This window comes from Chlamydia muridarum str. Nigg, assembly GCF_000006685.1.
Lineage (GTDB): Bacteria > Chlamydiota > Chlamydiia > Chlamydiales > Chlamydiaceae > Chlamydia > Chlamydia muridarum.
In genome coordinates, this window is sequence record NC_002620.2 from 594,543 (window position 1) to 607,842 (window position 13,300).

Below are 13,300 nucleotides of genomic sequence, written 5' to 3' on the forward strand. Positions count from 1 at the left end.
TTCTTCCATGTTTACACTACGAAGCACCCCTCCATGGACAAAATCTGGGAAACGTGTTGAAAGCCTCATTCGTAAGGCATTGTACACTTATGCCATGTTAGAGAAGCATACGCATATCGCGGTTGCTCTAAGTGGAGGTAAAGACAGCCTATCTCTTCTGCTTATGCTGAAAGCTATTTCTGGTAGAGGATTCCCAGAACTAACTATTCATGCGATCCATATTGGAGGCAAATATTCTTGCGGTGCAGCAGTTAGCGGAAACTATCTTTCTTCTATTTGTGACAAGATTCAAGTCCCACTTATTTCTATTCCTTCCCCTTATGAGACAGAGAATCCTGAATGCTACACTTGCTCTCGAATCAGACGACGCCTTCTTTTTGATGCGGCTAAAAGCGTTGGAGCAACAGCTGTTGCGTTTGGACATCATAGAGATGATGTTATTCAGACAGCACTAATGAATCTTCTTCACAAAGCAGAGTTTGCAGGCATGCTTCCTGTCGTAGATATGGTGAATTTTGGAATTACAATCCTGCGTCCCCTTATCTTCATCCCTGAAGAATTAATCCGTAAATTTGCTAAGGAAAGTGGTTTTGCTCGAATCACCTGCCGTTGCCCAGTCATTTCTCTGCGAACCAAAACCGAAGAAGCTCTAAAAACCTTAGAAACGATATTTCCTCAAGCAAGGCATAACATTGCTTTAGCTGTTAGAGAATCGGGGCTTATTAAAGCTAATAACGTCGAGAAGACTGTTTCCATTCAGGACGACAAAAACGCTTTTTCCTTATAAAGGAATTATGTGATTTGACGAATTGTGGTCGTTTCGACAATCCTACTTTTTGCAGCTTGCGTAATCTTGCTGTTATAGCAGTTGGGCTACGTCCCGTTTGCGTAGCGATGTCCTTAACACTCATCCCCTTACAAAGTTGTAACAAAAGAGACTCCTCGCTGCGTGTCCAAATCTTATAGGCATTTACGGGCGTTCTAGGAACTTGAGCTCTTTTCTCGTCCACTTTTATAAACTCTTTAACAAACTCTGAAGGGAATTTTTTATCATAAAGGACTGTAGTTTTGATCTTAGCTCGTGTTATTGCAACATAGAATAATCTCCGCTCCTCGCTAAACGGAAAAGAATCGCTTTCTGATAAAACATAGTTAAACACTTTGTTATCTGTAACAAGACTAGGAAATCCATAACGGTCTGCGTTGCATTGAAGCAAAATTACGTAATCAGCTTCAAGTCCTTTTGACTTGTGTACAGTAAGGAATTCTATTTTTCTATTTCCGATTATATAAAAAAAATTGCTCCCTGTTTTAACAAGCTGATACTTTTTGGATAGATAATAGTCATCAAATGAATACCTCCCTAATAAAAAGATGGATTTATCTTCTGGAATCTTAGAAATCTCCAGCTCTAAACAAGAGCAATAATCCTTTTCAGACCTGTGATAATAAGAGCGAAATACTAACTCAGTCCTAATATCTGGATTAAAGGAACGGCAATCTTTTCGTATTTGAAAATTATTACGTTGTACAAAGCTAGAAGACAAAGAGACCAAAGGCTCTCCCAACCTGTAGGTAGTCTCTAGTCTATGGATCTCTTGTGGACCAAAATAATCGGAAAACTGATTGAACACAGTGATATTACTTCCCGCAAATCGATAGATAGACTGCCAATCATCCCCAACGCAATACATCTTAGCGGGAGGATTTCCTTTACGCAATTCTTGCAGAAAGCGGCAACAATCAATAGAAATATCTTGAAACTCATCGACGATAATATAATCGTACTTCCCAGAACTAGAGTGACGACAAATTTCTGTTGCTTGCAAAATAGCGTCAGTAAAATCAATCTGCCCCCTTTTAGCTAATGTATCCACATAACGTTCGTATACGGGTTTAAAAACCTTTTCAATAAGCCAAGAACTTGGGATATCTTTAGCGATTTTGGCGCAATATAGCACTTTCTTAATAGATTTATGATTTGATTTCATTAAAGAAATAAAGCGTACTATAAGTTTAATAAGTGCTTTCTCTTGAACGCTTTTTTTAGGAAGAAGAGCGTTATATAAATCCTCTTCTTTCTTTTCTTGAATAGGAATGCCTGCTCTTTCTAAGAGTTTTCTTAATGTATCCCAAATATTCTCCCGAATATTCGAATTGTAGAAATCCTCACTAGTTAAAGTAAGCAGTTCTGTTTTGAACTTCTTATGAGTTTGCTTTTTCCAAGCTATCCCATCTAAATATATTTGATTCACTTCTTTATAAGTCTTATTTGTCCCTTCAACAAACCATGGAGGAACTCGTCCTTGTTTATTAATAGCAAAAAGCTCCAGGTAGATACGTCTTAAACTTCCATTCTGCGCAGTAACGTAAAGAGAAAAATCCGGTCTGTATTGGGAATGCGTTTCATCTGCTACTTGAAATTCATAAGGTTCTTCATATCGGAACGAAATGCCTAAAGACGATAAAATGAAGCAGGTGGTTTGCTCTTGTTTGCTTCGGACATAAATCGTTTTCCCATCCATATCAGGGAATACAGCTTTCAAGAATGGTTTCTTTTGTTCAGACAGCTGATCTCGAATTTTCCTTTCAGATTCGCAATCATCATAAAAAACAAAATATTTTAATACGTTCTTTAGAAAATCCTTTGTTTTCAATAATTTTTGACAGATCTCCTCAATAAGCTCCTCAGGATTGCTACAGATAGAGGGTTTAACTCCTGTTATGCTTCCAATTAGGTCAACAGCCAACTTATGAAAGGTATATCCCCTTAATCCATCCGTAGCCAATCTTTTTGTAAGTTCTGATGAAGCTTTATTGGTATAACTAATCAGAGCTATACGACGAGGATCTATTCCCTTAATCTCTATAAGATATCTCACCTTCCCTAAGATAGAAGACGTTTTCCCACTTCCTGCAGAGCTAATGACTAAACAATTCTCTTCTTCTGATATAATAGAGCGTCTTTGTTGTTCATCCAATGGGTAATGTAGAACGCGATCAAAAAAATCCTTATAAAGATCCAGTAAATAACTTATAATCTCACTATTATGTTTCTTAATAAGAGTTGTTATCGACTCAAAATCTTGTATGAATTTTAAAAGAATGGGATTTGAAGAAATGCCAAAATAACGAAATCTTCGGCAAAATGTGCGAACCCTTTGATAATAGGCAACATAATAATCTGTGACCCTTTTCTCTTGTTTTGCGTAGATAACCTTGCCACAGAAACCATGATGTAAAATAGTGGGAATGTCGATGCGTTTTAGCTGCTGAGATAATTTCAAACAGCTTCTTTTAACAAGAAAAAAAGAATAAATGTAAATTATCGCGCATACAAAATAGAAAACTAGACTAACTAAAACAAGCTGGCTAATAACTCCACTCCTTGATACCCACAATTGTTTTTAGTCTAATAAAACGTCTCGAATCTCTAAATAATCTACAAATAATAGAACGCTTAATAGTTGATTGTCGATATTTAAAAAGAAAAATAGTTTTACAAAAACTATTTTTTATTAATGAAAGTTCTCGCATTCTTTATCTTTCCTGCAATTAACTTCCTATAATATATATATATTTATGAGATCGGCTATGCAAACAACCTATTACGCATATGATGTGCAATGAAACTATATAAAAGAGGGCTCATGACTAAGGAACCAAGATTTAAAATTCTTATTACTAATGACGATGGCATCAAAGCTAAGGGAATTAGCCTATTAGTTTCCTTGCTTCGCGACGCTAATTTTGCCGATCTCTATGTTGTAGCTCCTTTGGAAGAACAGTCTGGAAGAAGTATGGCTTTTTCGCTAATAGGACCGACCGCTGTAGAACCTTTTGATTATCCTCAAAAAGTCCAAGAGGCTTGGGCTGTAGTAGGGACTCCTGTTGATTGTGTCAAATTAGCCATTGGAGAACTCTTTAAAGATAACCCGCCAGACCTAGTCTTATCAGGTATCAATAACGGGAAAAATTCTGGTCGCAACCTCTATTACTCTGCTACCGTAGGTGCTATAAGGGAAGCGAACCTTCACGGAATTCCTGCCATAGCCCTTTCTCAATGTGAAAATATTTCTTTTTTCCAAGAAGCTCAAATGTCCTCTTTGATTCGCGCTTTATGTGAGTTCACAGTTTCCCATAAACATGCCAATCCACTAGGATTTAATGTAACCTTCCCTGCTAGCTCTGATAATTCTCCTTGGAAAGGAATCCGCTTTACCCTTTCTGGAGATGAATTTTTATTTGGAATTCCAAGATTGATCCGCACCGAAGGAAATCGACGTTACTACACGCTATACGATATGCAAGATAAGGTGTCTGAAGATCTTTCTGACGAATACTTAGCCTTAGCCAATAACTATATTACTGCTGTCCCACTAATTTCCAAAAACACTCCTTTGGCAACACTTTCTGAAGAAGAACTAGCCTTCCTTAAAGAATCCTTTGAACAATCTGTTCAATGGGATTCTTCTTTAAATTTCGAAGAAGATCTAGCTTAAACTTACGAATGCGTTGAAACTATAGTTTCAACGCATTTTCCCCCTGGTCTATAATACATCCTATCCTAATATCTTATTCAGTCCGCAACCTGAAAATCAAAAGAGTTTATGTCCAAAATTATATTGATTCAGCAGCTTATCAAATGTAAATATGCGTTATTCGCTCTTCTTTTTCTCGCTTCTTCCACATTATTCTGCTTTTCTCTTCCAAACACCTCTCTCCCTTTATTCTCCTTAGCTACTATGAAAATTCTCTTTTTGGGAGGAAGCGCATTTTTTGTTGCTAGAGCTTTTGGAATGATCGTAAATCAAATTGTGGACTGTGCTATAGACAAACGCAACCCTCGTACCAAAATGCGCGTACTGCCAGCAGGACTTCTTTCTACTAAAAACTCTGTTCTGCTTTTGATTCTTTGTCTTGTTCTATTCTTGAGCTTTTGCTGGTTCTTTAATCCTTTATGCTTCGCTCTTGCTGTTTTAGCTACTCTTGTTATGATTATTTATCCCTATACGAAACGCTTTACGTTTCTTTGTCACTGGATTTTAGGGTCCGTATACTATCTAGCAATATTAATGAACTGTTTCACAATCATCCCCACCCCTTCTTTCTCCCTGTTTTGTATGGCCTCGTTATTAGGCGTTTCTTTTGGAATGATTATTGCTGCGAATGATATCATTTATGCTATCCAGGATTTGGAATTCGATCAAAAAGAAGAGCTTTTCAGTATTCCTGCACGGTTTGGAATAAAACAATCCATTAAAATAGCTTCCATAAGTTTAACCATTAGCGCAATAGCTTACCTACTCCTAGGCTACTTTGTTCCTAATAAAACAGTTTTCTATTTATGCTCCCTTTTGCCTTTAGCTGGTATTCTCTGCACAATCAAACATTATTCTTTGATTAACCTAGGATCTCAATCTGCTCTTCAGCAAAAATTTTTCCTTGGGAATCTTTTCTTAGGTATTACATTTCTTGCTAATATGATTGGACTATTCTTATTAGGAGGAATCTCATGAAGCGCTATATTGTAGGCATTTCTGGAGCATCCGGGGCTATATTAGCGGTCACATTAGTTTCAGAACTCGCTAGATTAGGACATCATGTCGATGTCATTATATCCCCTGCAGCACAAAAAACTCTTTATTATGAACTAGAAACCAAATCTTTCTTAGCTACAATCCCATCAAATCTTCATAAAAACATTCTAATTCATCGTATCACATCTATAGAAAGCTCTTTATCCTCCGGATCGACTTTGGTTGACGCGACCATTATTGTTCCTTGTAGCGTAGCAACCATTGCAGCAATTTCTTGCGGTTTATCGGATAATCTTCTCAGAAGGGTTGCAGACGTCGCCTTAAAAGAAAAACGACCTCTTATTCTTGTTCCCAGAGAGACACCTCTATCTGCCATACACCTGGAAAATCTACTTAAGCTAGCTCAAAACGGAGCGGTGATACTGCCTCCTATGCCTACCTGGTACTTTAGACCTGAGACAGCCAATGATATAGCTAACGATATCGTGGGTAAGATCTTAGCAATTTTACAACTAGATAGTCCCTTGATAAAAAGATGGGAGAACCCCCACTAATGAGAGGTTCTTTTTTCATTGATAACTTCATGCAAGTTTTCAATAGCTATAAAAGCACTTGGATCTTCTCTGTGCACGATCTCTTTGAGCTGAGAAAGCTGTAATCGCTCAACAACGATATAAAGAAGATTTCGAGGTTCTCCTGAAAACCCTCCTTCTGCATGCAGGTATGTCAATCCAACCCCTAAAGTCTCCATGAGAATATTTCCTAACTTTCTAGGAGAAGAGGTAATAATCGTTACAGATTTGGTATCTTCAAATCCTAAAATCACCGTATCCATCACTTTGATAGCTACAGCATACGTCAGCAAAGACATGAAAGCCGTATGCCAATTACGGTAGACTATTCCTCCCAAGGAGAAAATAAAAAAGTTCATAAATAAAATAACTTGTCCGACTGTATAGCCTCGTTTCTTATTTATGATAATCCCTAGAATTTCTATCCCGTCAGTGGCTCCTCCGTGGCGGATAATCAATCCTCCACCAGCCCCTAAAATTACTCCACCGAGAACAATGGTCTCTATTTCTGAACCATTAAAGACAAAAGGTTGCATTCCCAGCCACTCAGGTAAGACTTCTATGAGCCATACCGAGCAAGAAAAGATAATAACTGCTGTGATCATTTGCACAACGAAGTACTTCCCTATACGCTTACAAGCCAAAATGATGAAGGGCAAGTTAAACAACACTAAAAATACAGGAAGAAATTGCTTTCCGAAAGAATGGGCCGCGATCATGGATAAGCCAACAATTCCGCCATCGATCAAGTCGTTAGGAGCGAGAACCATGTGAACGCCACAAGCAGCTAAAAAGCCACCTATAATAAACCAGCTAAGAGTTTTAGAGAAATATAGAGGGAAACTAAACTTTGTGAAACGTTTGGTATGAGTCATTGTTCACACCTTTGGTTGAAGATCGCGAGAGACGGGGCTCGAACCCGCAACTTCCGCCTTGACAGGGCGGTGCTCTAACCAATTGAACTACTCCCGCGCAATCTTGGACACGACAGGATTTGAACCTATGACCCCCTGTGTGTAAGACAGGTGCTCTAACCGCTGAGCTACGCATCCAAAAGACTAAGGGAGGAATTTACCAGAATAAATACTTTAAACACAACTCTTTTCTATCGCGAACAATATTTTTTTCCAAAATTCACAAACCTCTCAAAGGCTTAATCCTTAGCAAAAATTCTGGTTTGCTTTTTGATTATCCTTTTAATCTAGTTGTAATTAAAAAAACCTCTTCGGAAGAAGAGGTTCTCTTTTAAAACTAAACCAGCATACCCCAAACATTCCGATAAGAAACGGGTCCTTCTTCACCACAGCTATCTAAAAAGTCTAGAGAGCCGAGAGAGGGATCTTTGTTTATTAGCGAACAAACCTCTCTATGTCTTTTGACCTTTTCTAATAATTTCTTAGCTTCTTCTAATAATGCTTCATTAGCTGCTTTTGATAATAAAATCCATCTTCCACGGTCATCACACATACGAGCATACTTGTCTAGCATTTCATCCTTCTCCAGAAGAAGGTTTTTGTAAGATTGGATCTCTTTGCGTTGAAGGCAACACTTACAAGCATTAGCAATCCCAGCACCTAAAACAACTGCACCCAAGGCAACCAGAACAATTCCTGAACAAGAGAGTAGAATAGGAGAACAAATACACAATAAAGCCAAAATAACAGCTCCTCCTGCGGCTATTAAAATTCCCAAAACCATCGCAACAATAGTACAGATTTTGTCACAGGAACTCACTCGAGCAGTTTTTTTGCTTTCACCTATGATTGGCTCCGAAAGACTCTCCTCACTCAGACTACTTGACCCCAATTCCTCCATTCTTAATGTAGATTCTACATGCCCCATTTTTTCTCCTTTCCAGTAAAAAATCAGGGGAACAATATAAAAAAGAGTTTTTTAACAAAATAAAAAATTCAAGGACGATACATACGAAAAAACTAGGCAAAAAAATCCTGGCAAGAAGCCTCTTACCAGGACGCCTCCTAATGTAACTAAAGAAACCTTAGCAAATTGAATCCAGAGAACAACAAGTTTCTTCTGCGTCTAACAACGGCGTACACTCCTCTTCCGATCCAACAATGTATCGAGAACTAGTCCGTAGCTGATTACGGAGGAGTTGGATTCTATCCAATGCTTGGTTTAAAGCTTGTCCCATCAGGGTTATTTCTCTCACACGACATAAAATCTCAGAGTTAGCAGCATCCATTTTCATCTTAGCGGTCATCTTGCCACAAGGAACTCCATCCTCCCCCGCTTCCAAGGCAGTCTGAAAAGCGTTCGTAATGTACTGCTGCTCTGTAAGTTCATCTTCTAAGGCTGATAACCGAGCGCGGGAAGCCACTACTTGATTTTCTAATTGACAAACACGATTCCTTAAAATGCGAATTTGCTGATTCCCCAGCTTATCCGCTACTTTAACTGTTCGTGGGGAACTCAAGCAGGCATTAACACTCCCTAATCCTAAAAGAACAACCCCAACAGCAATCATCGCTATGGGGACAAATACAGGAAGCAGACAAGATAGAGATCCAACACCAAGTAAAACCGCTCCACCAATAGCAAGAGCTAGACCTAAAACGGCCAAAGCAACTCCAATAATTTTTGCGCAACAAGCACCCTTAGAAAAGACCTTGCTGTTGCTTTTCCCTACACATTCTTCTCTGCTAATTGGCGAGGCATTCACCTCTTTTTGGTAAAAAGCATTAACACTATTGACCATTTAATCCCCTCTCTAAAAAAAAAGAGGGAATAGTGTAACACAAACTTATTTTTTTCGTCTGACTAAAAACGATTGCTCAAATTCTGTTCTCTTTTGAAATGTTTTTCCCTCGAAAAAGACTGGTCTTGATTGCCTAACGAATGAAATCCTTCCTAGCACAAGATATTGGGAAGTAATTAACATAATTGCAAAATAAATCTTGACAAAAATGTTTTTAATCCAAGAGTTGCAATGATTAGGGATCATATTCGCGATTTCTCAGTTCTAACCGACAATTCTTTTTTAACACTTTCTAACTCCTTTTGTGTAGCATCGAGTTTCTGACTCTTCTTAGCAAGTAAGCATTCAGCTTCTTTCAAATCTTCTTCTGCCTCATTTAAAAGCTCTTGATAAGAACGAATTAAACTAGCAGCCTCTATATTTGTAGAAGAAAAGCTAGGAATCACACCTTCAGGACTGATGGATGTGGAAGAGGAGCCAAGAAGACAAACCAAACTTCCACCTAAAGCAGCAGAAGCACAAACCATTGCTAACAAATAAAAAATGGCCAAAGAAAAAGAAACAAAACTTCCTGAAAAAAACAACAAAGCAGCGCTAACTAAAACTGCCAAAATTCCTAACGCTAAAGAGACAATCGTAAGGCATTTATTTTTGCATCCAATGATTCTATTATCAACCACAACACCAGGTTGTTCAGCACAAGCTAGTTTATAAAAATTGCAAAAGGGGGAAATAGTAAACATGGCTTCTCTATTTGAAAAAAGCCGATAAGCTACAGGAAAACCGATTAAATAAAAATTGTTATGATCTCAACCTAGCTATAACTAGTTTAAGAAAACTTTCCCATGAACTATCTAGCAACACGTACATACGTCAGGTCTGAGACATTTAACTCAAACTCTAACGAAAGATCTGATTCTGATGAAACAGATGAACTCAAAGATCTCGACCTCGCACCAAAATCTTCACCTATTCTATGTTGTTTTACACAATTATAAGCCCTGTAAAGGGACATTAATCTGATTCCCAATGCTACTGAGCCAATCAGTATAGCCCCAACAACCAATCCTACAAATAAAATAGAAGATGCTCCGCAAAAACAACCCAACAAAGATCCACAGCCAAAAATAGAAAAAATGCTTCCCAAAGCCAACATTAAAATGCCCTTCCGATTCCAATCCTTATGCTTGTTAAAAATTGAAAACTCTGCCTGTTTTGCTTTAGTTAAATCACAAGAAGAAGGACAACAAGAAACCATGATTAACACCTGGCAATGAAAAAATGAAGATAATAAGAGAGCCCGTCAAAATGGAAAACATTTTTATCTACCCCTTCTTCCATTACAAGGTAGCAAGAAAGAATTGTCTGATGAAAGAAGGGTTTATGTTATCTGTTATTGTAGAAACTAGATATTTTTTCTGGCAAAAAGCCTTTTCAAGGCTATCACAGATATAATAGTGGGCGTTGTTTTTGGTTAACCCCCAATCTGATCAGGAAGAAGAACTGGGAGAAGCTCCCGTTTGCCTTATAGATGATTTAAGAACTAATTTTTCTTGTTCAGAAGCCTTCAGCCATCTTGTATAACTAGAAAAAACTAACCGAACATCTTCTAATAATCGTTTTTCATTCTCGTCTAATTTTGCCAGAAGATCAAGCTCAGCTTCTATAACTTTATTCTCTAATATTTGAATCTCTTTTGCAAGCTTTTGCAGTAACGCCTTGTTAATTGAAACAATAGAAGTTAACGCATCCCTCGCTTCTATAAGACCACTCAAGCGACGAGTATTGGCAATATTTTTTGCTTCTAAGTTAGAACAGAAGGATCTACACGCGATTCGGGATAATCCAGCCCCTAAACAAGCTGATCCAAGAACTAGCGCTGCTACACCTAACGCATTAAAGCTACTAGCACACACAACTAAAGTTAATACCCCAGCCACAACAATCATAGCCCCTACAACAAGTAGCGCAACATCCAAAATTCTTGAACATCGAGAACTTTTTGCTTCAGTTGTAACCGATTCTATTTTTGACTGAGGAGCTATTCGTAAAGATGAACCGCTTCCACTAATAGGATTCATTTTTTTCCTTTTCTTTGTTTTAAAACGGAAACATGTTATCAAACGAAATTTTTATTCGCAAAACCTTGATTCCCTGCAATGTGCAAACTAAACAAGATTAAAAGATTCCAATTTAAACCCAAAAAAGCCCTCCGAATAAAGGAGGGCTTTTCAAAAAAAAACTACTAAAATAATGGATAACCTTCTTACTTCTTCTTAGCTTTAACACAAGCCAATTCTTTCTCTAATTCAGCACACTGATTTTTAGCATTACATAATGCTCTAGTTAATCGCTCGCAAGTATCTTGACTCTGTTTCAATTGCTTCTGAAAACAACTTACGCATCGCTCTTTATCTTGCCGAGCATCTTCTTCAAGAACGCTTATGGTATCAGCATGTTTCTTGCATAAATCCCATATTTGCTTCTCTAATGACTGGCAGTGTTGACTTACACTTTTACGAGCTTCACAGTTCAAAGCATAAACCTCATTCAAATTTTTATGCTCCTCTTTAAGATACTCAATTCGACTAAAAACAGCTGCAAGCTGCTGCTCCAACTCTGAACGACGGCTTCGCGTCTTAGCAAGGCCCAGTCCCAAAAGAACAGACCCTATTATTACTAAAATTAACCCTATAGCCAGAGGAACTGCACACCCAAGTCCAGCAGCAGCAACCACAATCCCAGCAGCAGCAACCAAAAGCCCGATGACAGCCAAGGCCGCTCCCATAACCCTCGCACTTACTCTTGAAGAGCATGTTTCCCGAATTTTACCTGTACAATTAGCCAGACTATCGGCTATCCCTTGGAAATGGGTGTTAAGTGTTTGTGTACTACCGATAGAACAACTCATTTGATACCTAAAAATTAATATTATAAATAAACATTGGAGAACGATTATACTATCTATCCTTTTTAATAACTAGCTGCAAGAAAAAGACTAATCAATAAAATTAATTTTTCTTAACATTTACAGCTTTTATACTTGTAAAGAGTCCTCAATGTTGCAAAAAAAACCCCTCCTTTCTTACATTTCTTGCATTTAGTCCCAAAAGACTCTCTACTTAAAAAATTGAGGTATAATGCGCTCTCCTTGGAAATTTTTATTGTCTCTTGGAAAAAGCAATTTTTTGCTTAGTTTAAGCATATTACTTGGACTTATTCTTGGGTGGCCCCATCTTCCTTTTATATCCTTTAGTGCAGAGATTGTTTCCGCCGCCTTCTTGAAGCTTTTGAAACTTTTGAGCCTACCTCTTGTATTTTTTGCCATTGGCTCCACAATCACCTCAATTAATGACCTGCGGTCCATGATAGCTGTTGTCAGAGCTTCTTTATACTATACCCTGCTAACAACGATTATCTCCGCTGGTATAGCGCTAGCACTGTTCATCCTCATTAAGCCTTCAGTAAACCTTACAGGGCTCAACCTAAATGTAGGAGCCAATTCAACCGGTTATCTGGCCGTTCTATCAAAAACAATACCAGGGAATATTTTAGAACCTTTCTTAGAAAGTAATGTCATAGCCGCCGCGTTTTTGTCCTTCCTACTGTCCTTTTTTTCCCTTTCTCTTCCAGAAGAAGAACGCTTATTTATCCGAAACGCTTTCAATACCCTCTTCTCTCTGCTGCTTAACATAGCTAAAGGCATTCTAAAAATGCTTCCTTTGGCAACTTTCTCCTTCTCACTTCTTTTTGTTAGAGAAATGCGAACAGGAAGCTTAGAACTTTCCTCTTTTGGAGGGTACCTATTTTGCATTGTTGGGGCTAACTGCCTTCAAGGATTTGTCATCCTCCCCCTACTTCTCAAAATAAAGGGGATTTCCCCTATAAGGACATTCAGACTTATGTCTCGTCCCCTAGCTACAGCATTTTTTTCTAAATCTTCTGCAGCAACATTACCCTTGACTATGGAAGTCGCTGAGGAAAACTTGCACATCCAACCGACCATCTCTCGGTTTGTTTTCCCCCTGTGCTCTGTAATTAACATGAATGCTTGCGCTGCATTTATTCTAATAACTGTACTTTTTATTGGAGTCTCTAATGGGGTCGTTTTTTCCCCCTTATCGCTTATTAGCTGGGTTTTTATCGCTACTTTAGCTGCCGTAGGAAATGCTGGGGTTCCTATGGGGTGCTACTTTCTAGCATCATCTTTGTTATCCTCTATGAATATCCCCTTAGGTCTTCTCGGTCTTATTCTTCCAGCATACGCTTTATTAGACATGTTAGAGACTTTGATCAATGTTTGGTCTGATTGCTGCGTCGTCTCCATAATAAATAAAAAATTTACCAACACAAAAGAGTTTCCGTCTTGTTCTCATTCCTACAAATAAGAATAAGTCCCTTGAGATAAAATCTTTTACAGATCAAAAACCATCGCGCTTGTTAAGGGTGGAGATGAAAATGTTTTTGGGCTA

At 38.2% G+C, this 13,300-nt stretch carries 13 protein-coding genes and 2 tRNA genes; 5 read left to right on the forward strand and 10 right to left on the reverse strand.

Going from position 1 to position 13,300, the window contains the following annotated elements; all coding sequences use genetic code 11:
* Positions 1 to 7: 7 nt before the first annotated feature.
* The gene (locus tag TC_RS02465) at positions 8 to 787 is read left to right on the forward strand and encodes a tRNA 2-thiocytidine biosynthesis TtcA family protein (RefSeq protein WP_010230589.1); all 780 of its coding nucleotides are present in this window, start codon (positions 8 to 10) and stop codon (positions 785 to 787) included.
* On the opposite strand, the gene TC_RS02470 is transcribed toward TC_RS02465, so the two are convergent.
* Positions 729 to 3,287 (reverse strand): UvrD-helicase domain-containing protein, encoded by a 2,559-nt coding sequence (locus tag TC_RS02470; protein ID WP_010230592.1) that lies wholly within the window; start codon positions 3,285 to 3,287, stop codon positions 729 to 731. The two genes, TC_RS02465 and TC_RS02470, sit on opposite strands and share 59 nt — an antisense overlap.
* Positions 3,288 to 3,650: 363 nt before the next feature.
* Here TC_RS02470 and surE point away from each other — a divergent pair, with 363 nt between their 5' ends.
* From surE to TC_RS02485, 3 genes are all read left to right on the forward strand, one after another.
* Complete coding sequence (gene surE / locus TC_RS02475; protein WP_010230595.1) at positions 3,651 to 4,502, forward strand: 5'/3'-nucleotidase SurE; 852 nt, start codon at positions 3,651 to 3,653, stop codon at positions 4,500 to 4,502.
* 108 nt (positions 4,503 to 4,610) lie between these two features.
* Positions 4,611 to 5,519 (forward strand): 4-hydroxybenzoate octaprenyltransferase, encoded by a 909-nt coding sequence (locus TC_RS02480; protein ID WP_010230598.1) that lies wholly within the window; start codon positions 4,611 to 4,613, stop codon positions 5,517 to 5,519.
* Positions 5,516 to 6,094, forward strand: coding sequence for a flavin prenyltransferase UbiX (locus TC_RS02485; RefSeq protein ID WP_010230602.1), 579 nt, complete (start codon positions 5,516 to 5,518; stop codon positions 6,092 to 6,094). The genes TC_RS02480 and TC_RS02485 overlap by 4 nt, the downstream gene beginning before the upstream one ends.
* Here TC_RS02485 and TC_RS02490 read toward each other — a convergent pair.
* The 9 genes from TC_RS02490 to TC_RS02540 all read right to left on the reverse strand — a co-directional run bounded on the left by TC_RS02490 (position 6,091) and on the right by TC_RS02540 (position 11,739).
* Complete coding sequence (locus TC_RS02490; RefSeq protein ID WP_010230605.1) at positions 6,091 to 6,987, reverse strand: YitT family protein; 897 nt, start codon at positions 6,985 to 6,987, stop codon at positions 6,091 to 6,093. The genes TC_RS02485 and TC_RS02490 overlap by 4 nt on opposite strands.
* A 23-nt stretch (positions 6,988 to 7,010) precedes the next feature.
* Positions 7,011 to 7,084: transfer RNA gene (locus tag TC_RS02495), tRNA-Asp, on the reverse strand.
* 7 nt (positions 7,085 to 7,091) lie between these two features.
* Positions 7,092 to 7,164 (reverse strand) — tRNA-Val (locus TC_RS02500).
* A 199-nt stretch (positions 7,165 to 7,363) separates the two neighbouring features.
* Positions 7,364 to 7,954: an IncA family protein gene (locus TC_RS02510; protein ID WP_010230608.1), complete on the reverse strand. Its 591-nt coding sequence runs from the start codon at positions 7,952 to 7,954 to the stop codon at positions 7,364 to 7,366.
* A 157-nt stretch (positions 7,955 to 8,111) separates the two neighbouring features.
* The gene (locus TC_RS02515; protein WP_010230612.1) at positions 8,112 to 8,828 is read right to left on the reverse strand and encodes an IncA family protein; all 717 of its coding nucleotides are present in this window, start codon (positions 8,826 to 8,828) and stop codon (positions 8,112 to 8,114) included.
* Positions 8,829 to 9,070: 242 nt separating this feature from the next.
* Positions 9,071 to 9,571 carry a hypothetical protein gene (locus TC_RS02525; RefSeq protein ID WP_010230616.1) on the reverse strand — a complete coding sequence of 167 codons (501 nt, stop codon included), beginning with the start codon at positions 9,569 to 9,571 and terminating at the stop codon, positions 9,071 to 9,073.
* A gap of 107 nt (positions 9,572 to 9,678) precedes the next feature.
* The gene (locus tag TC_RS02530) at positions 9,679 to 10,086 is read right to left on the reverse strand and encodes a hypothetical protein (RefSeq protein WP_010230618.1); all 408 of its coding nucleotides are present in this window, start codon (positions 10,084 to 10,086) and stop codon (positions 9,679 to 9,681) included.
* A gap of 232 nt (positions 10,087 to 10,318) precedes the next feature.
* Entirely contained in the window at positions 10,319 to 10,909 is a 591-nt protein-coding gene (locus TC_RS02535; protein ID WP_010230619.1) for an IncA family protein, read from the reverse strand.
* A gap of 185 nt (positions 10,910 to 11,094) precedes the next feature.
* Positions 11,095 to 11,739, reverse strand: a complete 645-nt coding sequence (locus TC_RS02540; RefSeq protein ID WP_010904351.1) for an IncA family protein — start codon at positions 11,737 to 11,739, stop codon at positions 11,095 to 11,097.
* 229 nt (positions 11,740 to 11,968) lie between these two features.
* Between TC_RS02540 and TC_RS02545 the strand changes: the two genes are divergently transcribed.
* Positions 11,969 to 13,216 carry a dicarboxylate/amino acid:cation symporter gene (locus TC_RS02545; RefSeq protein ID WP_010230622.1) on the forward strand — a complete coding sequence of 416 codons (1,248 nt, stop codon included), beginning with the start codon at positions 11,969 to 11,971 and terminating at the stop codon, positions 13,214 to 13,216.
* The last annotated feature ends 84 nt before the right edge of the window (positions 13,217 to 13,300 follow it).

Coding starts and splice junctions, on each gene's coding strand:
- surE (WP_010230595.1), top strand. CDS start 3,651: ATGACTAAGGAACCAAGATTTAAAATTCTTATTACTAATGACGATGGC.
- TC_RS02515 (WP_010230612.1), bottom strand. CDS start 8,828: ATGGTCAATAGTGTTAATGCTTTTTACCAAAAAGAGGTGAATGCCTCG.
- TC_RS02540 (WP_010904351.1), bottom strand. CDS start 11,739: ATGAGTTGTTCTATCGGTAGTACACAAACACTTAACACCCATTTCCAA.
- TC_RS02480 (WP_010230598.1), top strand. CDS start 4,611: ATGTCCAAAATTATATTGATTCAGCAGCTTATCAAATGTAAATATGCG.
- TC_RS02465 (WP_010230589.1), top strand. CDS start 8: ATGTTTACACTACGAAGCACCCCTCCATGGACAAAATCTGGGAAACGT.
- TC_RS02525 (WP_010230616.1), bottom strand. CDS start 9,571: ATGTTTACTATTTCCCCCTTTTGCAATTTTTATAAACTAGCTTGTGCT.
- TC_RS02545 (WP_010230622.1), top strand. CDS start 11,969: ATGCGCTCTCCTTGGAAATTTTTATTGTCTCTTGGAAAAAGCAATTTT.
- TC_RS02530 (WP_010230618.1), bottom strand. CDS start 10,086: ATGGTTTCTTGTTGTCCTTCTTCTTGTGATTTAACTAAAGCAAAACAG.
- TC_RS02490 (WP_010230605.1), bottom strand. CDS start 6,987: ATGACTCATACCAAACGTTTCACAAAGTTTAGTTTCCCTCTATATTTC.
- TC_RS02510 (WP_010230608.1), bottom strand. CDS start 7,954: ATGGGGCATGTAGAATCTACATTAAGAATGGAGGAATTGGGGTCAAGT.
- TC_RS02535 (WP_010230619.1), bottom strand. CDS start 10,909: ATGAATCCTATTAGTGGAAGCGGTTCATCTTTACGAATAGCTCCTCAG.
- TC_RS02485 (WP_010230602.1), top strand. CDS start 5,516: ATGAAGCGCTATATTGTAGGCATTTCTGGAGCATCCGGGGCTATATTA.